Source organism: Bradyrhizobium iriomotense, assembly GCF_018129405.1.
GTDB lineage: Bacteria > Pseudomonadota > Alphaproteobacteria > Rhizobiales > Xanthobacteraceae > Bradyrhizobium > Bradyrhizobium iriomotense_B.
The window spans coordinates 70765-93280 of the sequence record NZ_JAFCLP010000024.1; the positions used below are offsets into that span (position 1 = coordinate 70765).

General features: G+C 63.9%; 31 protein-coding genes. 13 read left to right on the forward strand and 18 right to left on the reverse strand.

All coding sequences use genetic code 11. The features are described 5' to 3' along the window. Positions 1–42: 42 nt before the first annotated feature. Both JQ592_RS33345 and JQ592_RS33350 read right to left on the reverse strand, forming a co-directional pair. Positions 43–1005 carry a D-2-hydroxyacid dehydrogenase family protein gene (locus tag JQ592_RS33345; RefSeq protein ID WP_211406966.1) on the reverse strand — a complete coding sequence of 321 codons (963 nt, stop codon included), beginning with the start codon at positions 1003–1005 and terminating at the stop codon, positions 43–45. Between the two features lie 132 nt (positions 1006–1137). Beyond that, positions 1138–1353 carry a hypothetical protein gene (locus JQ592_RS33350; RefSeq protein ID WP_211406967.1) on the reverse strand — a complete coding sequence of 72 codons (216 nt, stop codon included), beginning with the start codon at positions 1351–1353 and terminating at the stop codon, positions 1138–1140. A gap of 235 nt (positions 1354–1588) precedes the next feature. On the opposite strand from JQ592_RS33350, the gene ettA reads away from it, so the two are divergent. Next, entirely contained in the window at positions 1589–3238 is a 1650-nt protein-coding gene (gene ettA, locus JQ592_RS33355) for an energy-dependent translational throttle protein EttA (RefSeq protein ID WP_211406968.1), read from the forward strand. A 7-nt stretch (positions 3239–3245) separates the two neighbouring features. Beyond that, positions 3246–4472: a lytic murein transglycosylase gene (locus JQ592_RS33360; RefSeq protein WP_211406969.1), complete on the forward strand. Its 1227-nt coding sequence runs from the start codon at positions 3246–3248 to the stop codon at positions 4470–4472. 181 nt (positions 4473–4653) lie between these two features. Here JQ592_RS33360 and JQ592_RS33365 read toward each other — a convergent pair whose 3' ends face one another. Further along, positions 4654–4935, reverse strand: a complete 282-nt coding sequence (locus tag JQ592_RS33365) for a hypothetical protein (RefSeq protein ID WP_211406970.1) — start codon at positions 4933–4935, stop codon at positions 4654–4656. Between the two features lie 236 nt (positions 4936–5171). Further along, positions 5172–5492, reverse strand: a complete 321-nt coding sequence (locus JQ592_RS33370) for a hypothetical protein (protein ID WP_080139549.1) — start codon at positions 5490–5492, stop codon at positions 5172–5174. A gap of 134 nt (positions 5493–5626) precedes the next feature. On the opposite strand from JQ592_RS33370, the gene JQ592_RS33375 reads away from it, so the two are divergent. From JQ592_RS33375 to bfr, 3 genes are all read left to right on the forward strand, one after another. Continuing rightward, the gene (locus tag JQ592_RS33375; protein WP_211406971.1) at positions 5627–5932 is read left to right on the forward strand and encodes a hypothetical protein; all 306 of its coding nucleotides are present in this window, start codon (positions 5627–5629) and stop codon (positions 5930–5932) included. 158 nt (positions 5933–6090) lie between these two features. Further along, a complete protein-coding gene (locus tag JQ592_RS33380) occupies positions 6091–6363 on the forward strand; it encodes a (2Fe-2S)-binding protein (RefSeq protein WP_211406972.1) in 273 nt (90 codons plus the stop codon). Between the two features lie 130 nt (positions 6364–6493). After that, positions 6494–6982 (forward strand): bacterioferritin, encoded by a 489-nt coding sequence (gene bfr / locus JQ592_RS33385; protein WP_211406973.1) that lies wholly within the window; start codon positions 6494–6496, stop codon positions 6980–6982. Positions 6983–7234: 252 nt separating this feature from the next. Here the strand turns inward: bfr and JQ592_RS33390 are convergent, their stop codons facing one another. The 3 genes from JQ592_RS33390 to JQ592_RS33400 all read right to left on the reverse strand — a co-directional run bounded on the left by JQ592_RS33390 (position 7235) and on the right by JQ592_RS33400 (position 9493). After that, complete coding sequence (locus JQ592_RS33390) at positions 7235–7837, reverse strand: MSMEG_1061 family FMN-dependent PPOX-type flavoprotein (RefSeq protein WP_211406974.1); 603 nt, start codon at positions 7835–7837, stop codon at positions 7235–7237. A 74-nt stretch (positions 7838–7911) separates the two neighbouring features. After that, the gene (locus JQ592_RS33395) at positions 7912–8256 is read right to left on the reverse strand and encodes a hypothetical protein (RefSeq protein ID WP_211406975.1); all 345 of its coding nucleotides are present in this window, start codon (positions 8254–8256) and stop codon (positions 7912–7914) included. A gap of 175 nt (positions 8257–8431) precedes the next feature. After that, complete coding sequence (locus JQ592_RS33400) at positions 8432–9493, reverse strand: alpha/beta fold hydrolase (RefSeq protein WP_211406976.1); 1062 nt, start codon at positions 9491–9493, stop codon at positions 8432–8434. Between the two features lie 128 nt (positions 9494–9621). Between JQ592_RS33400 and JQ592_RS33405 the strand changes: the two genes are divergently transcribed. Next, positions 9622–9888: a DUF2277 domain-containing protein gene (locus tag JQ592_RS33405; RefSeq protein WP_211406977.1), complete on the forward strand. Its 267-nt coding sequence runs from the start codon at positions 9622–9624 to the stop codon at positions 9886–9888. A gap of 96 nt (positions 9889–9984) precedes the next feature. Further along, positions 9985–10206, forward strand: coding sequence for a hypothetical protein (locus JQ592_RS33410; RefSeq protein WP_183244782.1), 222 nt, complete (start codon positions 9985–9987; stop codon positions 10204–10206). 27 nt (positions 10207–10233) lie between these two features. Here JQ592_RS33410 and JQ592_RS33415 read toward each other — a convergent pair whose 3' ends face one another. Continuing rightward, positions 10234–10752, reverse strand: coding sequence for a collagen-like protein (locus JQ592_RS33415; RefSeq protein ID WP_211406978.1), 519 nt, complete (start codon positions 10750–10752; stop codon positions 10234–10236). Between the two features lie 159 nt (positions 10753–10911). Here JQ592_RS33415 and JQ592_RS33420 point away from each other — a divergent pair, with 159 nt between their 5' ends. Beyond that, positions 10912–11181, forward strand: coding sequence for a hypothetical protein (locus tag JQ592_RS33420; RefSeq protein WP_211406979.1), 270 nt, complete (start codon positions 10912–10914; stop codon positions 11179–11181). 21 nt (positions 11182–11202) lie between these two features. Here JQ592_RS33420 and JQ592_RS33425 read toward each other — a convergent pair whose 3' ends face one another. Further along, complete coding sequence (locus JQ592_RS33425; protein ID WP_211406980.1) at positions 11203–11448, reverse strand: helix-turn-helix domain-containing protein; 246 nt, start codon at positions 11446–11448, stop codon at positions 11203–11205. Positions 11449–11803: 355 nt separating this feature from the next. Continuing rightward, the gene (locus JQ592_RS33430) at positions 11804–12571 is read right to left on the reverse strand and encodes an SDR family NAD(P)-dependent oxidoreductase (RefSeq protein ID WP_211406981.1); all 768 of its coding nucleotides are present in this window, start codon (positions 12569–12571) and stop codon (positions 11804–11806) included. Between the two features lie 111 nt (positions 12572–12682). Between JQ592_RS33430 and JQ592_RS33435 the strand changes: the two genes are divergently transcribed. Next, on the forward strand, positions 12683–13168 hold the full coding sequence (locus tag JQ592_RS33435) for a J domain-containing protein (RefSeq protein ID WP_211406982.1): 486 nt from the start codon (positions 12683–12685) through the stop codon (positions 13166–13168). Between the two features lie 65 nt (positions 13169–13233). Further along, positions 13234–13776, forward strand: a complete 543-nt coding sequence (locus JQ592_RS33440; RefSeq protein ID WP_211406983.1) for an REP-associated tyrosine transposase — start codon at positions 13234–13236, stop codon at positions 13774–13776. A gap of 73 nt (positions 13777–13849) precedes the next feature. Here JQ592_RS33440 and JQ592_RS33445 read toward each other — a convergent pair whose 3' ends face one another. The 4 genes from JQ592_RS33445 to JQ592_RS33460 form a co-directional block, all read right to left on the reverse strand. Beyond that, positions 13850–14488: a hypothetical protein gene (locus JQ592_RS33445; protein ID WP_211406984.1), complete on the reverse strand. Its 639-nt coding sequence runs from the start codon at positions 14486–14488 to the stop codon at positions 13850–13852. A gap of 106 nt (positions 14489–14594) precedes the next feature. Beyond that, positions 14595–14846 (reverse strand): hypothetical protein, encoded by a 252-nt coding sequence (locus JQ592_RS33450; protein ID WP_211406985.1) that lies wholly within the window; start codon positions 14844–14846, stop codon positions 14595–14597. Positions 14847–15184: 338 nt separating this feature from the next. Continuing rightward, positions 15185–15445: a hypothetical protein gene (locus JQ592_RS33455; RefSeq protein ID WP_211406986.1), complete on the reverse strand. Its 261-nt coding sequence runs from the start codon at positions 15443–15445 to the stop codon at positions 15185–15187. Positions 15446–15601: 156 nt separating this feature from the next. Then, complete coding sequence (locus JQ592_RS33460) at positions 15602–15985, reverse strand: RidA family protein (RefSeq protein WP_211406987.1); 384 nt, start codon at positions 15983–15985, stop codon at positions 15602–15604. 462 nt (positions 15986–16447) lie between these two features. Here JQ592_RS33460 and JQ592_RS33465 point away from each other — a divergent pair, with 462 nt between their 5' ends. Continuing rightward, positions 16448–16882: a hypothetical protein gene (locus JQ592_RS33465; RefSeq protein WP_211406988.1), complete on the forward strand. Its 435-nt coding sequence runs from the start codon at positions 16448–16450 to the stop codon at positions 16880–16882. Between the two features lie 85 nt (positions 16883–16967). On the opposite strand, the gene JQ592_RS33470 is transcribed toward JQ592_RS33465, so the two are convergent. Both JQ592_RS33470 and JQ592_RS33475 read right to left on the reverse strand, forming a co-directional pair. Beyond that, a complete protein-coding gene (locus JQ592_RS33470; protein ID WP_211406989.1) occupies positions 16968–17660 on the reverse strand; it encodes a glutathione S-transferase family protein in 693 nt (230 codons plus the stop codon). Between the two features lie 140 nt (positions 17661–17800). Beyond that, positions 17801–18448 (reverse strand): glutathione S-transferase family protein, encoded by a 648-nt coding sequence (locus JQ592_RS33475; RefSeq protein WP_211406990.1) that lies wholly within the window; start codon positions 18446–18448, stop codon positions 17801–17803. Between the two features lie 334 nt (positions 18449–18782). Here JQ592_RS33475 and JQ592_RS33480 point away from each other — a divergent pair, with 334 nt between their 5' ends. Beyond that, positions 18783–19220 carry a VOC family protein gene (locus tag JQ592_RS33480; protein WP_211406991.1) on the forward strand — a complete coding sequence of 146 codons (438 nt, stop codon included), beginning with the start codon at positions 18783–18785 and terminating at the stop codon, positions 19218–19220. 319 nt (positions 19221–19539) lie between these two features. Here JQ592_RS33480 and JQ592_RS33485 read toward each other — a convergent pair whose 3' ends face one another. Then, entirely contained in the window at positions 19540–20094 is a 555-nt protein-coding gene (locus JQ592_RS33485; RefSeq protein ID WP_211406992.1) for a mismatch-specific DNA-glycosylase, read from the reverse strand. Between the two features lie 130 nt (positions 20095–20224). On the opposite strand from JQ592_RS33485, the gene JQ592_RS33490 reads away from it, so the two are divergent. Next, positions 20225–20449 (forward strand): DUF6429 family protein, encoded by a 225-nt coding sequence (locus JQ592_RS33490; protein ID WP_211406993.1) that lies wholly within the window; start codon positions 20225–20227, stop codon positions 20447–20449. A gap of 66 nt (positions 20450–20515) precedes the next feature. On the opposite strand, the gene thiC is transcribed toward JQ592_RS33490, so the two are convergent. Continuing rightward, positions 20516–22414, reverse strand: coding sequence for a phosphomethylpyrimidine synthase ThiC (gene thiC, locus JQ592_RS33495; protein ID WP_211406994.1), 1899 nt, complete (start codon positions 22412–22414; stop codon positions 20516–20518). Positions 22415–22516 lie beyond the last annotated feature (102 nt).

Consider the following 22516-nt stretch of genomic DNA (forward strand, 5'->3'; position numbering starts at 1 on the left):
TCAATTTGCAGAAGGGCGTGCCGTCGGCACGCCCTTTTTGTTTCAGACCAGCTTGCGCGGCAGTTCAGCGCCTTTGGTGAAGGCGTCGATCGCCTCGACCATCTGGCCATAATGGATGCGCAATCCGTCCTCGGTCGCGTAGCCGAGATGCGGCGTCAGCACGAGATTGTCGAGCTTGCGGAAGGGATGGTCGACCGGCAGCGGCTCGACCGAGAACACATCCAAGCCGGCGCCCGCGATCTTCCGCTGCTGCAAGGCTTCCAGCAGCGCCTGCTCGTCTACGATCGGCCCGCGCGCGGTGTTGACCAGGAAGGCGGTCGGTTTCATCCGCGCCAGATCGGCGCGGCCGACGAGGCCACGCGAGCGCTCGCTCAGCACCACATGGATGGTGACGATGTCGGCCTTGGCGAACAGCTCTTCCTTGCTGGCGTAGCCGACGCCGGCCGCCGCGCACTTCTCCGGCGTCAGATTCGGACTCCAGGCGATCACGTTCATGCCGAACGCCTTCGCAATGCCCGCCATCTTGCTGCCGAGCTTGCCGAGCCCGACGATGCCGAGCGTCATCCCCTCGATCTCGACGCCGGCAAAGGTCTGCCACGGTTCGCCCTCATGCATGCGCGCATTCTCCCGGCCGATGCCGCGGGTCAGCTCCAGGATCAGGCCCATGGTCAGCGGTGCCGTGGGATCGCGCGAATATTGCGTGCCGCCGATCACAACGCCCTTCGCCTTCGCCGCTTCCATGTCGATCGAGGCGTTGCGCATGCCCGACGTCAGCAGCAGCTTCAGCTTCGGCAAGCTATCGAACAGGCCCTTGGGAAACGCCGTGCGCTCGCGCATCGCGCAGATGATCTCGAAATCGGCCAGCGTGCTCGCCGCGGCCTGCTCAGAGGCGAAGGGATGGCTGAACACGGTGACGTCGATGCGGTCGGACAATTTCGGCCAATCGGCGACGTCGAGGGCGAGGTTGAAATAGTCGTCGAGAATTGCGCAGCGCAGCCGGCTCATCAGCGTTCATCCATGGCGAGAGGTGACGGTGCTGGGCGAGGGCGCCGTCGTCGGAACCGGGCCATGGTTGCGCGCAATCAGCCTCGCGCGCAAGCAGCTTGGGTCTTCAAAACTCCGATAGGAGAGAGCAGCTCAGAGATCGCGGGGCTTCAGCCGGATCGGCGCATCCAGGCCGTGCTTGGCGCGCCAGGCTGGGCCGGGGCCGCGCATGTAGTGCAGTTCGGGCCGGTAGGGGTTGAAGGCGGTGGTGAAGAAGCGCTTCCAGAAGGCCTTGATCTCCGAGGCGAAACCGGAGACGTGCCCGGCTCCTGCCGGAACAGGAAGAGAATTGGTCTCGATCAGAGCCATGATGCGGCCTCGCTGTGCTCCCCGTTCGTTCTGAGCGGGCGGCGCTGTTTCCGCGCGAAACCGAGCTTTGGCCTGCTTTATTAAAAAATGGTTTCAATTGTCCGGATCTGCGTCCGGATGGTGTCCGTCCCGTATTCATCCGTGGTGAACGGAGGGAAAACGTTGCCCTTTGGGGGCGGGATCGTTACATCGCTGGCTAAGCAAATCTCCTCAAATTGAAGGTTTCACGGGACCGATGGCGCGCCAGTTCATCTATTTCATGCAGGGCCTGACCAAGAGCTACCCGACCCGGAAGGTGCTCGATAACATCCATCTGAGCTTCTACCCGGACGCCAAGATCGGCGTGCTCGGCGTCAACGGTTCGGGCAAGTCGACGCTACTCAAGATCATGGCCGGGCTCGACAAGGAATATACCGGCGAGGCCTGGGTCGCCGAGGGCGCCCGCGTCGGCTATCTCGAGCAGGAGCCCCACCTGGATCCTGCGCTGTCCGTGCGGGAAAACGTCATGCAGGGCGTCGCCAAGCAGAAGGCGATCCTCGACCGCTACAACGAGCTCGCCGTCAACTATTCGGACGAGACCGCCGACGAGATGACCAAGCTGCAGGACGAGATCGAGGCTCAGGGCCTCTGGGATCTCGACAGCAAGGTCGACCAGGCCATGGACGCGCTGCGCTGCCCGCCTGACGACGCTGATGTCACAAAACTCTCGGGCGGTGAACGCCGCCGCGTCGCGCTGTGCCGGCTGCTGCTCGACCAGCCCGAACTGCTGCTGCTGGACGAGCCGACCAACCATCTCGACGCCGAATCCGTGTCGTGGCTGGAAGGCCATTTGCGCAACTATCCGGGCGCGATCCTGATCGTCACCCACGACCGCTACTTCCTCGACAACGTCACGGGCTGGATCCTCGAGCTCGATCGCGGTCGCGGCATTCCCTATGAGGGCAATTACTCGTCCTGGCTGGTGCAGAAGCAGAAGCGCCTCGAGCAGGAAGGCCGCGAAGAGGCTGCGCACCAGAAGACGCTCGCCCGCGAGCAGGAGTGGGTGGCGTCCTCGCCCAAGGCGCGCCAGGCCAAGTCCAAGGCGCGCTACCAGCGCTATGAGGAACTGCTCAAGCAGGCGAGCGAGAAGCAGACCCAGACCGCGCAGATCATCATCCCCGTCGCCGAACGCCTTGGCGCCAACGTGGTCGATTTCGAAGCGCTCAGCAAAGGCTATGGGGATCGCCTCCTGATCGACGATCTCACCTTCAAGCTGCCGCCCGGCGGCATCGTCGGCGTGATCGGCGCCAACGGCGCCGGCAAAACCACGCTGTTCAAGATGATCACCAAGCAGGAAACTCCGGACAACGGCACCATCACGGTCGGCGAGACCGTGCATCTCGGCTATGTCGATCAGTCGCGCGACGCGCTCGACGGCAAGAAGACGGTGTGGGAGGAGATCTCCGGCGGCAACGAGCTGATCCTGCTCGGCAAGAAGGAAGTCAACTCGCGCGGTTATTGCTCGTCGTTCAACTTCAAGGGCGCCGACCAGCAGAAGAAGGTCGGCGCACTCTCCGGCGGTGAACGCAACCGCGTGCACCTTGCCAAGATGCTGAAGTCCGGCGCCAACGTGCTGCTGCTCGACGAGCCGACCAACGATCTCGACGTCGACACGCTGCGTGCGCTCGAAGAGGCGCTGGAGGATTTTGCCGGCTGCGCCGTCATCATCAGCCACGATCGCTGGTTCCTCGACCGCATCGCGACCCACATCCTGGCCTTCGAAGGCGACAGCCATGTCGAATGGTTCGAAGGCAACTTCCAGGACTACGAGAAGGACAAGATGCGCCGGCTCGGCCAGGACAGCATCATTCCGCACCGCGTGAAGTACAAGAAGCTGACGCGGTGATGACGGCATGATGCGGCGGGCGCTCATCGCTGCGGTGATCGTCATCACCTGCGGCTGGTCGTCCGCCCGCGCCGCCGACGCGGCCTTCACGCAGTTCATCGGCTCGCTCTGGCCGGAGGCGCAGGCCGCCGGCGTCTCGCGCGCCACGTTCGACGAGCAGACGCGCGGGCTCGAGCCCGATTACAAGCTGCCTGATCTGATCCTGCCGGGACGGCCCGCGACCGGTGCGCCATCGCAGGCCGAGTTCGTGCAGGTGCCGGCGGACTACGTCAAGGACGCCTCGATCGCGCGGCTCGCCGGCGAAGGGCAGCGGCTGCTGCAAAAGTATCGCCCTGCGCTCACCGAGATCGAGAAGAGCTCCGGCGTGCCGGCCACCGTGATGCTCGCGATCTGGGGCCGCGAGACCGATTACGGCCGCTACACACTGCCCTATGATCTGGTTCGTGTGCTGGCGACGCAGGCCTATGTCGGGCGGCGCAAGGACACCTATCGCAACGAGTTCATCCTTGCGCTGAAGATCCTCGGCGAAGGCGTGGTGACGCGCAAGGACATGCGTTCGTCCTGGGCGGGCGCCACCGGGCTCACGCAATTCCTGCCATCCGAATACTATAACCATGGCGTCGATTTCGACCGCGATGGCCGCATCGACATCTGGCATTCGGTGCCGGATGCGCTGGCGTCCGCTGCACAGCAACTCGTCAACAAGGGCTGGCAGAGCGGCCTGCGCTGGGCCTACGAGGTGCAGGCGCCGGCGAAGGTCGATTGCACCACCGGTGTGCCGGAGGTGACGAAGCCGATCGGCCAGTGGCTGCGCGAAGGCTTTGTACCGGTGCGCGGCGCGAGGCTCAGCGCGGCCGAGCAGGCGCAGCCGGCCTCGCTGCTTCAGCCCGAAGGCATCTATGGTCCGTCGTTCCTCACGACGAAGAACTATTTCGTCGTCAAGGAATACAATTTTTCCGACCTCTACGTGCTGTTCGTCGGCCATCTCAGCGACCGCATGACGAGCCCGCTGCCGTTTGCGACGCCGTGGTCGGCCTCGATGCAATTGCGCACCAAGGATGTCGAGACCATGCAGCGCGGGCTCACCCGCGTCGGGCTCTACAAGGACAAGATCGACGGCAAGGCCGGCATGCAGACGCGTGCTGCGCTCGGCGCCTACCAGAAGTCGGCGGGCCTCAAGGTCGATTGCTGGCCGAGTGAAGAGGTGCTGCGTTCGATCCAGGCGGCGCGCTAAAGCATGATCCGGAAAAGTGCGAAGCGGTTTTCCGAAAAGATCATGCGTAAACAACAACCTGGAGCGCGATGACGATTCATCTAAATCTCATCGCGCTTTAGCGTGTCGCCAAAGAAAAAAGCCCGGCCGATGCTCTCGGCCGGGCTTCGATCGTGGCGCCGAGGGGCGCCGCGCGATCAGATCAGTAGCAGACGCGAACCGGGCGGCTGACCCAGCCGTAGCCGTCCCAATAGCGCTCACGACGCCAGTAGCAGGGCGCGGGCGGCGGCGGCTCGGCGATGTAAACGGGACCGCCATAGGCGGGACGGCTCGACGCGATGGCGCCGCCGACGATGGCGCCGCCGATCAGGCCGGCTGCGATGCCGGCGCCGACGCCGTCACCGGCTTTGGCGGACGGAGTGGCGGTCACCAGCGAACCGGCGACCGTCGCAACCGTGAGGGCGGCAACTAAAGTCTTCTTCATGCTCTTGGCTCTCCTGGGAGATGGGTTCCTCTTGTTAGAGGCGCCCGGGGTTCAAAGGTTCACGCACACTCTGATGGAATTGGCCTTGCAGCTAGGAAGCGCGCAAATGGTCAATCCACGGTAAACGCACACGGAGCTGTGACGAGAAAAAGCGGTCTTTTTCAGGCCCCAAGATGAACGGCATATCCGTAGTGAACCGGTCGAGGCAAGCGCTGCAAACGAGCCGGCTCAATGGTTCAGCCGCAAACCCGGACGCGGCGGACGCGCCAGGCGTAGCCGTCCCAGAAGCGCTGCCTCTGCCAGACGCAGCCGCCGTAATAGTCGTCGGCGACATAACCCGGGCCTGGCGCGTAGTAGCGCGGCGGGTAGTAGCCCGGTTCATAATAGCCGGGGCCCGGTCCGTAATAATACGGAGAGGCCAGCGCGCCGCCGACGATGGCGCCGCCGATGATGCCCGCCGCCACGCCGGCTGCGACGCCGCGCTGGGCATGGGCCGGCGTTCCGGCCGTCAGGGCCACAGTGGCGATGGCAACGGCTGCCAGGAGCGACTTCTTCATCGGTTGGACCTTTCACATAAGCACGCGGGAACTCTTTGGGGCAGAGTTCCATATTTCGCTTGAATGATCAATGAACGGCACCTTTGCCGGGGGCGACCAATTGATATGGACCGCGGTCTGCCAGGGAGACATTGATGGGCAACGCGATGATCAATGCATTGATTGCTGGCGGGATCGTCTTTGCGATCGGCTACGGCTGGATCACCCACCTGCAGAACCGCGGCCAGCGCCGCTCGCGCGCAGGGGCCGGCAGCGATAGTGGGGGTGCGGGCGACAGCTATTCGGGGACCAGCGACGGCTTCTCGCTGGGCAGCTGGTTCTCCGGCGACAGCTCGGGGAGCTCGACCGACAGCGGCAGCTGCTCCAGCAGCGACAGCGGCAGCAGCGGCGGAGATTGCGGGGGCGGCGGCGACGGTGGAGGAGGCGGTGGCGGCGACTAGGCGCGCAACCTTGATCCACCGCAAGTCCCTATTTTAGAGCCGTTCTAGGCTATATCCGGGCCAGTTTGGAATAGCTTCAAATACCGGTTTTTCCTTTTGCATCCGGCCGGCCCCTTAAATATCGATGATGGCGCATCACCGAAGGGCCTGCCGCTTCCATGATCGTTTGTTCCTGTAACGTGCTGAGCGATGACGATATCCGCGCTGCTGTCGCCGAGTCCGACGACGCCGTGCGTCATGCCAAGCAGGTCTATGGATGTCTCGGCTGCAGCGCCGAATGCGGTCGTTGCGCGCGGACGATCAAGACCATCATCGACGAAGCGCTTGGCCCCTGCGCCAAATCCTGCTGTGCCGGCTGTCCGCATACTCACACCGTGGCCGCCAATGACGAGACGGCCGGATCCGCGCAATTCGCCCTCGCGGCCTGCTGAACTTCCGCAACCCCGGCTGAGCTTTTCCCCGGCTGCGTTCCCGTAGCTGGTTGCCCTCATTCGTAAAGTGATTTAGAAGCGTTCTAAAGTCGGTTTAGGCCGATTTGGACTGCAACAGCTGGAGTGAACCATGCAGGGTGACCCAAAAGTCATCGACTATCTCAACAAGGCACTGCGTCACGAGCTGACTGCGATCAACCAGTATTGGCTGCACTACCGCTTCCTCGACAATTGGGGCCTCCTCGACATGGCCAAGGTCTGGCGCAAGGAGTCCATCGAGGAGATGGAGCACGCCGACAAGCTCACCGCGCGCATCCTGTTCTTCGACGGCTTTCCGAACATGCAGGTGCTCGATCCCCTGCGCATCGGCCAGAACGTCAAGGAGATCATCGAGTGCGACCTCGCCGCCGAGATGAGCGCGCGGGCACTGTATCAGGAAGCGGCCACCTACTGCCACGGCGTCAAGGACTACGTCACGCGTGACCTGTTCGAGAAGCTGATGAGCGACGAGGAGCACCACATCGACTTCCTCGAGACCCAGCTCGACCTGATCGGCCGCATCGGCCTCGAACTCTACACCCAGAAGCACGTCGGTGGGCTCGAGGGCGAGGGGCATTAAGCTCCGGCGCTAGCCGCACACCCCGCATCGGCCACACACTCCGGTGTCGTCCCGGCCTAGTGCGCAATCGCGCACGGGAGCCGGGACCCATAACCATAGGGAGTGGTTGTGGCGCGAGCTGGTAACTCCGAATTTTCGCCAAACCACTCCCTGTGGTTATCGCGACGAGCGCAAGCGCTCGCGCGGAGGTCCGGGATCAGCGCTCCGCTATGCGGCGCTTGTCCGGGACGACACTGCGGTTGCCGCGCCCGCCTACAACTGCGTCTTGTAGCGCTCTTCCACAATTTGCTGGCTCTCCGGTTCGCCGAGGCCCGTCTGGTCATGAATGACCTCGACGATGCTCGGCATCACCGAGCGCTGCACCTTGTCCGCCGACCACAGCTTCGAGCGCATCAGCGCTTTGCCGCAGTGGAAATAGACTTCGCTCACCGCAACGTTCAACACCGCGCGCGGCGGCTTGCCGAATTCTTCCATGGAGGCGAGCAGATCCGGATCGGCCGACAGGGTGCCGCGTCCGCCGACGCGCAGCGTCTCGTCGATGCCGGGGACGAAGAACAACAGGTGCACGAAGCCCGAGCCTTCGACGACATTGCGAAAACTGTCGATGCGGTTGTTGCCGGAGCGGTCGGGCATCAGTAACTGGTTGGGACCGGCGACGCGGACGAAGCCGATGCCGCCACCGCGCGGCGAGGCGTCGACGCTCCCGTCAGTGCCCGACGTTGCGAGCACGCAGAACGGCGACATCTCGATGAACTTCTTCGCATGCGCATCGATTGCGGGCCGTGCCTTCGCAATCACACGCGGCGTCGGTTTGGCATAGATGGTGGCGAGGTCTTCGGCGCAAAGATCGGTCAACGGCGTGCCTCCACATCAGTTCGGCGTCAAGCTACCCGATCGAGTTGCTTCCAGCCAATGAAATCCACGACGCGCTACACCGCATCGGCGGGCACGAAGCAGCTGATGATGATGGTGCCGCGATGGTGGACGTACCAGACCACGGCCTGGCCGACCGGATTGCCGCGATCGCGGATGATGGCGCGCTCGGGCACCGCCATCCACTGCCCCTCGATCGGCACCCAATAGGTGCCGCCGCGCACGTCGTATTCGGTGCGATGGCCATCGGAAACGTCGCAGCAGGGCACGCCGTTCGGTGCGATCACGCTCTTGAACCAGGCGCGGATGTCGGGCGGGACGTGATCATATTGCCCATTGTCGAACGCGAATGCGGCGCTCGTCAGCGCGGCCAGCCAGACGCACAGTACGAGCCTGTGCATGCGATCCTCCTCCTCCTCGCGCATCGTTCATTTGGCGCGCGATTGTCCCGCGCGTCGATTCGTATCGTTGATGCGATTAAGCCCGAGCTGCCGGTGCATTGCATGCTCAAATAATATGCGGCGCCGAGGCGCCGCATTTGATGCATTGCGAGATGAGGGTTTTTTGCCCCGCGTCCTACATCGTCCGTTGCGGCGCGGTTTGCAGCAATTGCCTGATTTGCTCGCTGTAGAACTTTGCATTGCTGGTGGTGCCGTGGCCGCGCGTCTCGGTGCTGGCGGGGATCAGGTAGAGGCGGCCGTTCTTGACGCGCTTCATCGCAGCGTCCGTGATGCCGGTCTCGGGCGGGTTGCGCTCGTCGTCGGCGGAATTGATCAGCAGCAGCGAGGCTTCGATGGCTTCGAGCTTCTCGCTCGCATTGTAGTCGTGCGAGGATTCCCACTGATAGACGAAGTCGTTGGTATCAGCCGTAATCAGCGCCGCGAGCCGTTCGTCGACGATCTTGTCGGCCTTGGCTGCTGTCGGCGCCTGCGATTGATAGGCCAGCGTGCCGCCGATGCTGGCGATGCCGTAGGCCGTGATGGCGTATTTCATCATGCGCGGCTGGCTGGCGTAGTTGCCGCCGTTGTAGTCGGGATCGTTGCGGATGGTGTCGAGCATGATCCGCCGCAGCATCCAGTTGCGCGATGCCATCTCGGTCGGCTGCGAGGCCATCGGGATCAACGCGTCCATCGCCTTCGGATATTTCTCGCCCCACAGCCAGGTGTGCATGCCGCCCATCGAATTGCCGATGACGAGTCGCAGATGCTTGACGCCGAGCCCTTCCGTCACCAGGCGATACTGCGCCTCGACCATGTCGTCGTAGTCGTATTTCGGAAAGCTCGTCTTCATGCCGTCGGAGGGCTTTGACGATTTGCCATGACCGATGCTGTCGGGAATGATGATGTAGTATTTGGAGGCGTCGAGCGGTTGCCCGGCGCCGAACAGCTCATCGGCAAAGGAGGGCGTCAGCATGCTCGCGCCCGAGCCGCCCGTTCCGTGCAGCACCAGCACGGGCTGGCCGCTCGGCTCGCCGACGGTGGTGTAGTGCAGCTTCAGCTCCGGCATGGTTTCGCCCGTGTGGAACTTGAAATCCCTGGCGATCCAGTCGCCCTGTTTGGGGGTCGGATAATCAGCGGCCATCGCCCACGTCGAAAAGGACAGCAGAATGCCTGCCATTGCCGCGCAAGAAGCTTTCATGTCTCTCTCCCCGTGCGGCTCATGCTCAGCGGCCGCCTTGCGGCGGAACTTAGCAGAAGTGCAGGGAAGGATGTAGGATTTCGCCTCCGCCGATCGTCCTTATGGAAACCCTGGGAGAGAGACGCCGCATGTGCCGCAACATCAAGACGCTGTTCAACTTCGAGCCGCCGGCGACGGAGGACGAGATCCATGCCTCGGCCTTGCAGTTCGTGCGCAAGCTGTCCGGCTTCAACAAGCCGTCGCAGGCCAATGAGGCCGCCTTCGATCGCGCCGTGGCAGAGGTCTCGGAAGCCGCGCGAAAGCTCCTGACCTCGCTGCACACCCATGCCCCGGCGCGCGATCGCGAGGTCGAGGCGGAGAAGGCGAAGGAGCGTTCGCGGTTGCGGTTCGGCTAGCGGCTCCAGGGGCCTCTTCCGTGACCTGGCTCACGGTACGGGGCGTCTCACCTTGCGATGATGCCTGCCGGGGTTTTGACAGCCCGGAGCACGACCATGAGCCGCCCCCTTCTTCCCCTCAAAGCAGGTGCCATCATCTTCACGCTGCTGTGGACCGCGTGGATGATGTGGTGGAGCGGCTCGTTCTCGAGTGCGAGCGTCGTGATCCTGGCCCTGTGCGGCGCAGCGGTCGGCTATCTCTGGTATCGCGCCATGCGCTGGCAGTTCGAGCGCATGGGCATGCTGCCGCGCCGGGATGATTCTTCCCGGCCATCTTGATCGCTGCGTCCGGGCGCGAGCGCGCCGTCAGTTCTTGTTGCCGTGCTTCTTCTTTTTCTTCTTTTTCTTGTGATCGTCGGCTTCGCCGTCGTCGCCCTCGTCATCGGCGATCGGCTCACCGGTTTCCTGGACGGCAGCCTCGAGCGCCGCGCGCTCGGCGGCTTCACGCTCGCGCTGGCGGCGGCGTTCGTCCCAGGCGTCGAAGAGCTGGTCGAGCCACGGCAGCACCTGTTCGATCGACGGCAACTGGCCGGGCGGACCTTGCTCGCCGCGCGCGCCTTGCGGCCCCGCCGGTCCCTGCGGCCCGACCGGTCCCTGCGCTCCGGCAGCGCCACGCGGACCGGCTTCGCCGGGCTTGCCTTGCGGCCCGGCCTTGCCCAGGGGGCCTGCCTTTCCGACCGGTCCCGGCTTGCCCTGCGGCCCCGGCTTGCCGCGCGCGCCGTCCGGGCCCCGCTTGCCCGGATGACCCTGCGGTCCCGGCCGTCCCGGTTCGCCCTGCCGCCCACGCGGACCCGGAGGTCCCTGCCGTCCCTGATCGTCTGCCACGCCACTGCTCCCTTGACCGGAAGCAAGCTACTTAGCGGCGTTTGACGACAGCAGCAATTCCGCCCGCGCATCGTGCTGCGATTGATCAACATCAATCGACGGGACGAGGCGGCGTGTCATTGAGCTGTGCAGGGTCATGATCATCGCGAGGAGCGATCGATGCGCGCAGCATGGAAAATCTTCTGCCTGTCCGCCGCGGTCCTTGCCGCGGCCATCGTCATCGCCCAGCTGCTCGTGCCCGACATCGTGCCGATCGCCTTCGCCGAGGAGCCGCAGCCGTCATGGGCCGTCATGACGGCTTTCGTCCTTCGCGCCATCGAGCTGATGACGGCGGCGGTCGCGGTCATCGCACTTGCGATGCTGGTTGGCATGTGTGCGCGGCGCGGGCTGCGCCGCTTGTCTGGCGGCACGGCCACGCAGGCGGACTGATCGTCCGCACGCAGTTGCGCACTACTCCTGACAGGTCGGCACCTCGATGCCGGAGGCGGCATAGAGCCTGATCTTGTTGCGCAGCGTGCGCACCGACAGGCCGAGCACGCGCGATGCGCGTGTGCGGTTGCCGTCGCAGCGCGCGAGCGTCTGGAGCACGAGCTCGCGCTCGACCTCGTCGACGGTTGCGCCGATCAGCAGTGGAACGATCTGGTTAGGAGCAAGGAATTGTGCGTCCTGCGACGCCGCGACATGAACAGTGGTCATCAACACACCCCGATCAACGCCCGCTTCCTTCGCTGGAAGCGGATCGAGAACAAACGACCCCCAGGCCGTAGAACCACGGTGGGCGGGTTTGGTTAATGAAAGGTTAATTCGGAGCGGGCGCACCAGATGACCTCAGGAATGCCGTGAAGCGGCCGCGATTGGCAGAAGATGCATGGCGATGCGGACCTATCTTTCTCAACGCCAATGGTGTCATCGTCCGCCTAGTGCGCAATTGCGCACAGGGGCGGACGATCCAGTACGCCGCGGCACATCGTGGGACGTCAGACGTCTCTGGAATACTGTCATGCCCCGCCTGCGCGGGGCATGACACTTGTGTGTCGATGGAGTGCCCCGCTCACACCGTGCGATACCCGCCATCCACCATCACGATTGTTCCGGTGACGTAGGCCGACAGGTCCGAGGCGAGGAAGATCGCCGGGCCCACGATGTCCTCGGGCTTGCCGGTGCGCGCCAGCGGCGTGTGATCGACGAAGGCCTGCACCAGCGCCGGATTGGTCGCACGCACATGGACGTTGATGTTGGTCTCGATGAAGCCCGGCCCGATCGCGTTGACACGCACGCCTTCCTTGCCGAGCTCGACCGCGAGCGCCTTGGTGAAGCCGAGCACGCCGTGTTTTGAAGTGGTGTAGGCCGCCGAGCTTGGCGTGCGCAGATGCACGAAGGACTGGATCGAGCCGATATTGACGATGCGGCCCTTGTTCGCGTGCAAGGGCGGGAGGAAGGCCTGCGTCACGTTGAAGACGCCGTTGAGGTTGAGCGAGATGATGTCGTCCCAGTCCTTCGCCACCGTCTCGGTCTCGGCCGTGAAGGCGTTGCGGCGGGTGATGCCGGCATTGTTGACGAGGATCGAGACCTGCCCGACCTCGTCGGCGACCTGTTTTGCGAGCGCAAAGCAATCATCACGTCTGGTCACGTCGAGCGCGAAGCTCTCGGCCTTGCCGCCCGATTTTCGGATCTCCTGGGCGGCCTCCGCGGCCGTGTCGGCGTTGACGTCGAGCAGCACCACTTGCGCGCCCTCGCGGGCGTAGCCGGCCGCGATCGCGCGGCCGATGCCGGAACCGGCGCCCGTGACGACGGCGATGTGGTTTGCGAGCAATGCCATGACAATTTCCTCCCGATTTCGTTTCTAAGTTTCATGAAAGGCTAACTCGAAATTAAGGGGTCGGAAACGGCGGCCTTGGCATACTGATCTCCATTGCTAAACGTTGCGCGCATGATGGAACGGCTTGAATCCTGGAAACTCGCTCTCGAACGCCTGCGGTCGGCACAGCCGGCCGACTGGGACGAGGCCGGCCGGGTCGTGGCCGAGATCGCGCGGATGAGCACGGATGCCACGCTGCGGCAGGCCGCCGAGCAGGCGCTTCCTGTGCTGCGCCAGGCCGTGGTCAATGACGATCACAGCGTCACGCTGGCGGCCCAGCGCCGCCTCGGTGTGGTGCTCGAGGTCGTCCATGATCTCGCCGCGCCGCGCTTCGGCCGCCGCAACGCGATGCCGAAGAAGCTTTCGAGCGAGGATCGCGCCCGCAAGATGCTGGGCCTGCCGCTCGCGGTGCAGCTCACCTGCGACGACATCAACCAGGCCTACCGCCGTGCCGCCAAGGGCATGCATCCCGACCACGGCGGCACCGCGCAAGCCTTCATCGACCTCGCCGCCGCGCGCGACGTCCTGATCCATCCCGGCGCGCACAAGGACGCGTGAGGAGTGACACATGTGCTATCCTGTAGCCCGGATGAGCGAAGCGACATCCGGGACAGGTCTAGCCGATGGTTCTCTACCGAAGAAATTTTCTTCCGGGCGGCACCTATTTTTTCACGGTGACGCTTTTCGACCGCCGGTCGGGCCTCCTGATTGAGAACGTTGACGTCCTGCGTGATGCCTTTAGGGTTGTTCGGAAGGAGCGCCCGTTCGAGATCGATGCGATCGTGATCCTTCCGGATCATTTGCACGTCGTCATGAAACTCCCGCTGGATGATGCTGACTTTGCGGGTCGGTGGCGCAGGATCAAAGGCCACTTCAGCAGCGCACTGCTTCAGGCCGGTGTCAATCTGGCACGCCATGCCAACGGAGATTTGGCCCTATGGCAGCGGCGCTATTGGGAGCACACGATTCGTGACGAAGATGATTTCGCTCGCCATATCGACTACGTTCACTTCAACCCGGTCAAGCATGGTTACGTTCGAAGCGTCCGCGATTGGGCCCATTCGTCATTTCACCGGTACGTCCGGATGGGAGTGCTTCCGGAAGACTGGGCGGGCGACGCTGGCGGAAGTGGAGGTGCTTTCGGAGAGCGAGTAGAGGGAGACTGACTTTGGGTAGGCGGAGGTCCCGGATGTCGCTTCGCTCATCCGGGCTACGGAAGCTCGGCGGGAAGCCCCGGTCTCAGCTCTTGCTCACGCAGCTCGGATAGGGCGCACCTTCTCCCGCGATGATCGGGCAGAGAGCGATCGGGTTGAGATCGTTCAGGCGCGTTTGCCAGCGTTCGTCCCTGACCGGCGGCTCGTCGGTCTCGGGGCCGCGCTCGGCCCATTGGATGGTGTAATAGTCGGTGGTGCCTTTCAGCGTGATCAGCAGCGCGGTCTCGCTGTGACGGGTCGGGCCGCTGTCGATGCGGCCGCAGCCGATCACGGCAGCGAAGGCCTCGAAGCGGCCGAACGTCATGGCGCCGAGCGGCTGCGCGGCAAAGCTGTCGGGGCAGGCCGATCTGAAGCCGCCGGCGATCGTGCCGGCGAATGTTTCGGGCGATGCATCCGGCGTCAGTGTCATGCCCTTCTCGCCCGTGACCGTGATCATCTGTGTCCACTGCTCGGGCGTCTCGCCCTTGACGACGGCTTCGCGGATGTAGTGGCCGCCTTTGGTGTTCTCGAACACCACCGCGAAATTCGACGGCATCGCGAAGCTGACGAGCTGGCCGAAGATCGGCGAGATCACGCGGAAGGATTGCGGCACCTGCGCCGGCGCCGCGGAGACGAGTGCGAGCGACAAGGCGAAGATGGCTGCCGTCGTGGTGAGCGTGCGCATCGATTGATCCCGCCAGGACTGAATAGAAACGCTGGATGGAAACGCGAACGGGCAAGGATGCTGGCATCGCATCCTTGCCCGGCCCTTGTCGTCCGCCGATCGAATCTTACCAGCTGCAGTGGCCGGCCTTCAGCGCATTGTCTTTCACCACGAGCGCGTCGAGGAAGGTCGGCACGGTCGCGCTGGCGCGGTGATAGCCGGCCGGCCACGGCGTGGTCGGGATGCTCTCGTCCCAGATCTGGCAGAAGCCGGTGTCCTGCCAGCGGATCAGGTGATAGCTGGCTTGGGCAGGGCTCGCGGCAACGAAGGCGGTGACGGCAAGACCCGCAGCAGCGCACAGCATGGAAAGACGACGCATGATCAGCTCCTCAAATGAAAGATGTGATGCGCCTCCCGACAATGATGGGGAGGGGTGGCGCGGGGCGCTTTTGGCCTGCGCCCCGGACAAGATGTGAGTAGTTCCGCGTGCTGACGAGGTTCAAAGATCGGGCGCTGGAAATGCGCGCATTTGGCTGAAAAAGAGGGCTGTCCGCCAAAGAGGAAGGGCGGACCGCTTGCGCGACCCGCCCTTTGAATCCGATCTGTCGCCTCAAGCCTAAAGCGCGATGAGATTTGGATGAATCGTCATCGCGCTTTAGGTTGTCGTTTGCGCATGATCCTTCCGGAAAACCGCTTCGCACTTTTCCGGATCATGCTTTAGAGCGTGCAGCGGCGCTCGGCGCGCATCTTGATCTGGATGTCGGAAGCTGCCTGGAAGGTCGGGACCGGCTTGCTGACGACCTTGTAGGTCGATACGCCCCACTGGAACGGCTTGTACTTCAGGTCCTCGTTCCAGACCTGGCAGATGCCGGTGTTGTCCCAGCGGATCACGTAATACCCGACAGCCGCCGAGGCGGGCACGGCGAAGACGGAACTAGCGATGCCGGCAACGGCACAGAGGGCGAGAACGCGACGCATGAAATATCTCCTTGTGGGGAAGTGTGACCTGAAAATTCGTGCGGGAAAAGCCGGTCCTTTGCAAGCCGGGGAGGTACTGTTTCACGGACATGTCAGGCGATGCAGGGCATTTGGTTCGGCCGCGTGCCCGGCAAGCCACAGGTGCTGAACCGCGGCTCACCTCGAAAGCGACGCGACCGCCTCGATCTCGATCAGCATCTTCGGATCGGGCAGCGAATGCACCACGCTGGTGGTGCGCGCGGGGTAGGGCGGCGGGCCGAAGGCGCCGGCATAGAGCGCGTTCATGGCGGCAACGTCCGAGGCGCGGGTCAGGAGCACGTTGACCTTGGCGAGGTCGCGCAAGGTCGCCCCGGCCTCGTCCAGCACGCGCTTGATGTTGATCACGACATTGGCGAACTGCGCCTCGAAGCCGTCAGGCAGCGCGCCATTGGCGTCGAAGCCGGGAATGCCCGAGACGAACAGCAAGTCGCCGACGCGCGTCGCAAAGGACAGCGGCGGCGCCTTGACGTGCGGCGGGGCTGCGAAATGCTGGATCGGCATGGCATCACCTCGTGTTGCTGGGAATGAGCGTAGCGGCATGCGGGGGAGTTGCAATCGGGATTGGGAGGGGCCGGAACAAAAACTGGGAAAACAACCCCATGCACAGTAGGGGGCGGATGGAAATCATTGATCTTTTTTGAATTCCGGAAAAGCGAAATATTCGCTTGCTCCGTCGGGCAAAACAGGGGCAGAATGACATGATGCGGTTGGCCTGTGCTGCAGCCCCAACCTCCGCGGTCATGCCCCGCGAAGGCGGGGCATCCAGTACGCTGCGGCCTCTCGGTTCAACGACAACCGTCTCGGCGTACTGGATCGCCCGGTTAAGCCGGGCGATGACAACTGAATGGGCTGCTGCATCTCGCGCCTCGCAGCCGCCCATCATGTTGCCGCCGCGATCGATCGGATAGATTGACGGCGTCTGATTCGTTTCCCTCCCCAAAAAATAGCCCCCGGAGCTCCCTCATGAAGATCGCATCCACGTTCCGCGCCGCGCTGGTCGCCATTGCCGCGCTTGCCGGCCTCTCGACCGCCGCACAGGCCGACGGCGGCACGGTGGTGCTGACGATCTACAAGGCGGGCTGGATCATCGGCGGCTCGGGCGGGAGCGGCGTGCTGAACTTCCGCGGCCGCTCCTACGGCCTCTCGACCGGCGGGCTCGACTACGGCCTCGTGTTCGGCGGCTCCAAGACCGTGCTGCGCGGCCGCGTCTCCAACATCAACCGTCCGTCGGATGTCGCCGGCGTCTATGGCGCCGCCGGTGCGGGCCTCGCCGTCGGCCGCGGCGCCCGCGCCATCGTGCTCACCAACCAGAAGGGCGCGGTGCTGGAACTGACCGGCACGCAGGTCGGCCTGATGGCGAACGCGGATCTCAGCGGGCTCGCGATCACGATGCGGTAGGGCGCTCGCCTCACCCGTAGCCCGCATGAGCGACAGCGACATGCGGGACAACTCTCGGCCCCGGATGTCGCTTCGCTCATCCGGGCTACGTTCCCGTCACCATCGAGTGGATTCTCTCGCAATGCGCGACGAGGTTCTTGTGCGCATCGACGAAGGCCTTCAGCGGCGTCGGGATCGGAAAGTAATAGATGTTGGCGACGAAACCGTAGATGCCGGCATCACAGCTGGTCGGCGCGGCGCCATGGACGAAGCCTTTGGCCGGCACGATCTCCGCCAGCACCTGCAAGTCCGCCAGCCCCCGCGCATAGGCCTCTTCGGGCGTGTAGCGGCCGATGCCCTGGTGATGATAGCGCTGCGCGTTGTACGCCTTAGCCTTCTCGAACCCCTCGCTCACTTGCGGATGCTGCGCGATGAAACCGTCGCGGAACGCCGGATAGAAGCGCTCGTCCTTCCAGCGCGAATACGACATCACCCAGTAGAGATCGTCCAGCATGCGTGTGACGAGATGATTGGTGCGGCGCTGCTCTTGTGACAACGCCGCATCGATGCCGAGGTGATATTTCGCGATGGCATGCGTGATGATCGTCTCGCTGTCGCCGATGGTCTCGCCGTCGTCGACGACATAGGGCAGCTGCCCGCGCGGCGCGGCGGAGGCATCGAAGATGTGCTCGTGCACGAACGGCACGCAAGAAAGCTTCAGGAACGCGTAGACCTTGAGGCCGTAGCCGTTGTTGTCGGCGACGCCGAACAGGTTTGGGTAGGAGTAGAGGGTCAGCATGGGCGGGCTCCTCTGGGGGGCGGAGGTAGAATGCAGGCGGGCCGAACCGGATGCAATCCTCGTAGCCCGCATGAGCGGAGCGACATGCGGGAACAGCGGCCCCGGATGTCGCTTCGCTCATCCGGGCTACGGAAGCGACCCTACGAACGCGATGCAGCCTGAAACACCGCCAGCTGCGCCTCGAACGCGCGCCTAAACGCCGGCCGGGCCTCGCCGCGGGCGACATAAGCGGCGATGTCAGGATATTCGTCCAGCAGGCCAGAGGTGTTCAGCCGGCGCAGCACCGTCACCATCATGAGATCGCCGGCGCTGAACGCGCCATCGAGCCAGTCGGCTTTGCCGAGGCGGCGGGACAATTCGCCGAGCCTGATGCGGACGCGATCCTGCAGCATGGGCAACCGTTCCGCGTACCAGCTCCTGTCGCGCTCGAACAGCATGGCCATGCCGAGCTCGACGATCGGCGGCTCCAGCGTGTTCAGCGCGGCGAACATCCACGCGATCGCGCGGCTTCTTGCGTTGTGATCCGTCGGCAGCAGTCCGCCATGACGCTCGGCGATGTGCAGCACGATCGCGCCGGTTTCGAACAAAGCGAGATCGCCGTCCTCATAGGTCGGAATCTGCCCGAACGGATGCAGCGCCAGATGCGCCGGCTGCTTCATTGCCGCAAAGGATACCAGGCGGACGTCGTAGGGCTGGCCAACCTCCTCCAGCGCCCAGCGAACCCGCATGTCACGCGCCTGCCCGCGGCCGCGGTCGGGGGAGTTTTCGAAGGCGGTGATGGTGGGCATGGGGGGCTCCGGGATGGTTGCGGCTTGTCCAGAGGACGAATGGCGGGCGCGGATTCCGACGGCCTACCCACGTCTTGTTTTGGTGGCGCGCTGTTGCCCAACCCACGGTGTCGTCCTGGCGAAAGCCAGGACCCATACCGCGGAATCTATCGGGTGTGGACGGTTGAAGTACCGAACCACGAGTCTTCGCCAAACTTTTCCCTGGGGTAATGGGTCCTGGCTTTCGCCAGGACGACCCCGGTGGGCGGAAAAGTGCGTGTCCCCTTGTCGGAATGCCGCTTGCTCTCTCGTCCTTGGGAAGCCCCGTTGCCCTCGAGCCGAAAGGATCCCGCCCATGACCTCGATCACGCCGTTCCTCTGGTTCGACAACAACGTCCCCGAGGCCGTCGCGTTCTACAAATCGGTGTTTCCCAATGCCAGGGTCGAGACCGTCAGCGACTTCATGGCGGTGTTCGAGCTCGAAGGCCAGCGCTTCAACGCGCTCAACGGCGGGCCGCAATACCGCTTCAACGAGGCGGTGTCGTTCTTCATCAGCGTCGAGACGCAGGAGGAGGTGGACTACTTCTGGAGCCGCCTCACTGCCGACGGCGGCGAGGAATCGAGGTGCGGCTGGCTCAAGGACAAGTTTGGCCTGTCCTGGCAGGTGATCCCGACGGCGCTCGGCCGCTACCTCGGCGACCCCGACCGCACGAAGGCGAACCGCGTGATGCAGGCGATGATGGGGATGCGGAAGATCGTGATCGCGGAGCTGGACAAGGCGTATGCGGGGTGAGGGGGCAACGGTCCCGCAGGGTGGGCAAAGGCGCGCTCTTCGCGCGCCGTGCCCATGCACTGTCGGGACCCACGAAGAAATCGTGGGCACGGCGCTGACGCGCCCTTGCCCATCCTACGAGGCTTCGTGTTTGAGCAAGATCGCGAGCCACACCCACCGTGTCGTCCTGGCGAAAGCCAGGACCCATACCGCGTGATCTATCGATTGCGATTGGTCGCAGTACCGGACTACGAGCCTTCGCCAAACCTCTCCCTGGGGTAATGGGTCCTGGCTTTCGCCAGGACGACGACTGAGTTTGCGGCGCCAGCGCCAACCCACCCTACGCAGCAATCCACCTAGCCAACTCTCGCCACGGCTCCAGCGTCCAACTCCCCGACGCAGCACCAGACGGCGAGGGCAGCACAAAAATCTCGGGCCAGCTTCCATCCGACGCCTGCCGCCCCAGCGCAATCGCAGCTGACGGCCTGCCGTAAAACAAACTCGCCGCCTTCTTGCTCGTGAACGCAATCGTTCGCGGCCGGTACTTTTCGATCTTCGCCCTGAACCCCGGCACGTCGATCGTCTCCGCTGCGATCTGGTGATCCATCCCGGCGCCCGACTTGGAGAGATCGGTGAAGCCGATCCCGAGCTCGATCAGGCTCGCGAACTCGTCCGGCTGATAGCGCCGCGGCGTGATCCCGGCCTCATGGATCGCGCGCCAGAAGCGGTTGCCGGGATGGGCGTAGTAGTGCCCGACTTCCGCCGAGCGCGTCGAGGCGGCGGTGCCGACGAAGACGAGGCGGAGGTTGGGACGGAGCTGGTCGGGGAGGCGGTGGGGGGTGGCCACGGGAAATTCAGTCGCTGGGGTTGTAGCCCGCATGAGCGTCAGCGACATGCGGGGCACCTGTCAATCCCGGATATCGCTTCGCCCATCCGGGCTACGCTTGCTGACGGCTTGGGGAGCCGTTGCGGATGGCGGATGGTCGAATAGGATGGCTCCAACATCGTTCCGCAGGAGGTTCGTGATGGCGATCAACAAGGACAAGATCGACGACGCGGCGTTGGCCTTGCTCTATCTGACCTTGCACGATGGCGATCGGGCCTGGAAGGGCTTTGACTGGGATGTGCTCGGCCGCCTGCATACCAAGGGAATGATTGATGATCCCGTTGGCAAGGTGAAGTCCGTGGTGTTCACGCAGGAAGGTCTTGAACGCGCGAAGAAGCTGTTCAAGGAGCTGTTCGGAGAATAAGTCCGCAATAAAAAGGCCGGGCATACGCCCGGCCTCGCTTGAAATGAAATGCAGAGAATCAGTGTCTCACAACACCCGATTGCTCTCCTTCACCTTCTCCGCATCCAGATAAACGCTTGAGCCCATCTCCTTGAACTTCGCGCTCATCCTGGCCATGCCGTCCTCGGCGGTGCCGCTGATCGACATGCCCACGCTGTTCGGATCGTTCAGCGTCGCGGCGTAATCCCGCACGTCCTGCGTGATCTTCATCGAGCAGAATTTTGGTCCGCACATCGAGCAGAAATGGGCGACCTTGTGGGCTTCCTTCGGCAGGGTCTCGTCGTGGAAGCTCTTTGCGGTATCCGGATCGAGGCCGAGGTTGAACTGGTCGGTCCAGCGGAATTCGAACCGCGCGCGGGAGAGGGCGTCATCGCGCAGTTGCGCGGCGGGGTGGCCCTTGGCGAGGTCGCTCGCGTGGGCGGCGATCTTGTAGGTGATGACGCCGGTCTTGACGTCGTTGCGGTCGGGCAGGCCGAGATGCTCCTTCGGCGTGACGTAGCAGAGCATGGCGCAGCCGAACCAGCCGATCATGGCAGCGCCAATGCCTGAGGTGATGTGGTCATAGCCCGGCGCGATGTCGGTGGTCAGCGGTCCAAGCGTGTAGAACGGCGCTTCGCCGCACTCCTTGAGCTGCTTGTCCATGTTGATCTTGATCTTGTGCATCGGTACGTGGCCGGGGCCCTCGATCATGACCTGGCAGCCCTTGTCCCACGCAATCTTGGTGAGCTCGCCGAGCGTTTCGAGTTCGGCAAACTGCGCGCGGTCGTTGGCGTCGGCGATCGAGCCGGGACGCAGGCCGTCGCCGAGCGAGAACGAGACGTCATACTTGCGCATGAGGTCGCAGATCTCGTCGAAATGCGTGTAGAGGAAGCTCTCCTTGTGATGCGCGAGGCACCACTTCGCCATGATCGAGCCGCCGCGGCTGACGATGCCGGTGACGCGGTTGGCGGTGAGATGGATGTATTGCAGGCGCACGCCGGCATGGATGGTGAAATAGTCGACGCCCTGTTCGCACTGCTCGATCAGCGTGTCCTTGTAGAGCTCCCAGGTGAGCGCCACCGGGTCGCCGTTGCACTTCTCCAGCGCCTGGTAGATCGGCACGGTGCCGATCGGCACCGGCGAGTTGCGCAAAATCCATTCGCGCGTGGTGTGGATGTTGCGGCCGGTCGAGAGGTCCATCACGGTGTCGGCGCCCCAGCGGATCGCCCACACCATCTTCTCGACCTCTTCCTCGACCGACGAGGTCACCGCCGAGTTGCCGATATTGGCGTTGATCTTGGTCAGGAAGTTGCGGCCGATGATCATCGGCTCGAGCTCGCTGTGGTTGATGTTGGAGGGGATGATGGCGCGGCCGCGCGCGATCTCGTCCCGCACGAACTCCGGCGTGATGAACGCGGGCACGGAGGCGCCGAAGCTTTCGCCGTCGGCGAGGGCTGCTTCCGCACGCTCGAGCTGCTGCTTGCGACCGAGGTTTTCGCGGGCGGCGACATAGATCATCTCCTTGGTGATGATGCCGGCGCGGGCGAATTCGAGCTGCGTGATCTTGTGGCCGTCGAGGCCGCGCAGCGGCTTGTGGTAGGCCGAGAAGGCGCGCGCGGCCTTGTCGGTGGAGAGGTTGCCATTGTCCTCCGGCTTGATCTGCCGGCCCTCATATTCCTCGACGCCGCCGCGCTCCAGCACCCATTGCTTGCGATTGCGGGCAAGGCCGGCGTTGACGTCGATGGTGACGCTTGGGTCTGTGTAGGGCCCCGAGGTGTCGTAGACCGGCAGGTTCGGCTCGCCCGCGCCTTCGGAGAGGATGATCTCGCGCAAGGGTACGCGGATGTCCGGCGCGGCGTCGGGCGAGGCGAAGATTTTTCGCGAGGAGGGCAGCGGGCCGGTGGTGACGGCGGGGACGGTTTTTTCAGGGTTGGAGCGGATGTTCATGGGATCCTCCTTAATTCGTTAGTTTCGCTGCGCGAGCGTCGGTTACAGCTGTCATCCCCGCGAAGGCGGGGATCCAGTATTCCAGAGACCGTAGTGAGGTAC

Excerpts from the sequence above, each read along its gene's own strand:
- JQ592_RS33455 (WP_211406986.1), bottom strand. The coding sequence starts at position 15,445 with ATGCGTCGCGTTCTCGCCCTCTGTGCCGTTGCCGGCATCGCTAGTTCC.
- JQ592_RS33375 (WP_211406971.1), top strand. The coding sequence starts at position 5,627 with ATGGGCAACGCGATGATCAATGCATTGATTGCTGGCGGGATCGTCTTT.
- JQ592_RS33345 (WP_211406966.1), bottom strand. The coding sequence starts at position 1,005 with ATGAGCCGGCTGCGCTGCGCAATTCTCGACGACTATTTCAACCTCGCC.
- JQ592_RS33370 (WP_080139549.1), bottom strand. The coding sequence starts at position 5,492 with ATGAAGAAGTCGCTCCTGGCAGCCGTTGCCATCGCCACTGTGGCCCTG.
- JQ592_RS33360 (WP_211406969.1), top strand. The coding sequence starts at position 3,246 with ATGATGCGGCGGGCGCTCATCGCTGCGGTGATCGTCATCACCTGCGGC.
- JQ592_RS33400 (WP_211406976.1), bottom strand. The coding sequence starts at position 9,493 with ATGAAAGCTTCTTGCGCGGCAATGGCAGGCATTCTGCTGTCCTTTTCG.
- thiC (WP_211406994.1), bottom strand. The coding sequence starts at position 22,414 with ATGAACATCCGCTCCAACCCTGAAAAAACCGTCCCCGCCGTCACCACC.
- bfr (WP_211406973.1), top strand. The coding sequence starts at position 6,494 with ATGCAGGGTGACCCAAAAGTCATCGACTATCTCAACAAGGCACTGCGT.
- JQ592_RS33380 (WP_211406972.1), top strand. The coding sequence starts at position 6,091 with ATGATCGTTTGTTCCTGTAACGTGCTGAGCGATGACGATATCCGCGCT.
- JQ592_RS33425 (WP_211406980.1), bottom strand. The coding sequence starts at position 11,448 with ATGACCACTGTTCATGTCGCGGCGTCGCAGGACGCACAATTCCTTGCT.
- JQ592_RS33485 (WP_211406992.1), bottom strand. The coding sequence starts at position 20,094 with ATGTCGCTGACGCTCATGCGGGCTACAACCCCAGCGACTGAATTTCCC.
- JQ592_RS33460 (WP_211406987.1), bottom strand. The coding sequence starts at position 15,985 with ATGCCGATCCAGCATTTCGCAGCCCCGCCGCACGTCAAGGCGCCGCCG.
- JQ592_RS33470 (WP_211406989.1), bottom strand. The coding sequence starts at position 17,660 with ATGCTGACCCTCTACTCCTACCCAAACCTGTTCGGCGTCGCCGACAAC.
- JQ592_RS33350 (WP_211406967.1), bottom strand. The coding sequence starts at position 1,353 with ATGGCTCTGATCGAGACCAATTCTCTTCCTGTTCCGGCAGGAGCCGGG.
- JQ592_RS33395 (WP_211406975.1), bottom strand. The coding sequence starts at position 8,256 with ATGCACAGGCTCGTACTGTGCGTCTGGCTGGCCGCGCTGACGAGCGCC.
- JQ592_RS33365 (WP_211406970.1), bottom strand. The coding sequence starts at position 4,935 with ATGAAGAAGACTTTAGTTGCCGCCCTCACGGTTGCGACGGTCGCCGGT.
- JQ592_RS33405 (WP_211406977.1), top strand. The coding sequence starts at position 9,622 with ATGTGCCGCAACATCAAGACGCTGTTCAACTTCGAGCCGCCGGCGACG.
- JQ592_RS33430 (WP_211406981.1), bottom strand. The coding sequence starts at position 12,571 with ATGGCATTGCTCGCAAACCACATCGCCGTCGTCACGGGCGCCGGTTCC.
- JQ592_RS33465 (WP_211406988.1), top strand. The coding sequence starts at position 16,448 with ATGAAGATCGCATCCACGTTCCGCGCCGCGCTGGTCGCCATTGCCGCG.
- JQ592_RS33490 (WP_211406993.1), top strand. The coding sequence starts at position 20,225 with ATGGCGATCAACAAGGACAAGATCGACGACGCGGCGTTGGCCTTGCTC.
- JQ592_RS33480 (WP_211406991.1), top strand. The coding sequence starts at position 18,783 with ATGACCTCGATCACGCCGTTCCTCTGGTTCGACAACAACGTCCCCGAG.
- JQ592_RS33435 (WP_211406982.1), top strand. The coding sequence starts at position 12,683 with ATGATGGAACGGCTTGAATCCTGGAAACTCGCTCTCGAACGCCTGCGG.
- JQ592_RS33440 (WP_211406983.1), top strand. The coding sequence starts at position 13,234 with ATGGTTCTCTACCGAAGAAATTTTCTTCCGGGCGGCACCTATTTTTTC.
- JQ592_RS33445 (WP_211406984.1), bottom strand. The coding sequence starts at position 14,488 with ATGCGCACGCTCACCACGACGGCAGCCATCTTCGCCTTGTCGCTCGCA.
- JQ592_RS33420 (WP_211406979.1), top strand. The coding sequence starts at position 10,912 with ATGCGCGCAGCATGGAAAATCTTCTGCCTGTCCGCCGCGGTCCTTGCC.
- ettA (WP_211406968.1), top strand. The coding sequence starts at position 1,589 with ATGGCGCGCCAGTTCATCTATTTCATGCAGGGCCTGACCAAGAGCTAC.
- JQ592_RS33410 (WP_183244782.1), top strand. The coding sequence starts at position 9,985 with ATGAGCCGCCCCCTTCTTCCCCTCAAAGCAGGTGCCATCATCTTCACG.
- JQ592_RS33475 (WP_211406990.1), bottom strand. The coding sequence starts at position 18,448 with ATGCCCACCATCACCGCCTTCGAAAACTCCCCCGACCGCGGCCGCGGG.
- JQ592_RS33450 (WP_211406985.1), bottom strand. The coding sequence starts at position 14,846 with ATGCGTCGTCTTTCCATGCTGTGCGCTGCTGCGGGTCTTGCCGTCACC.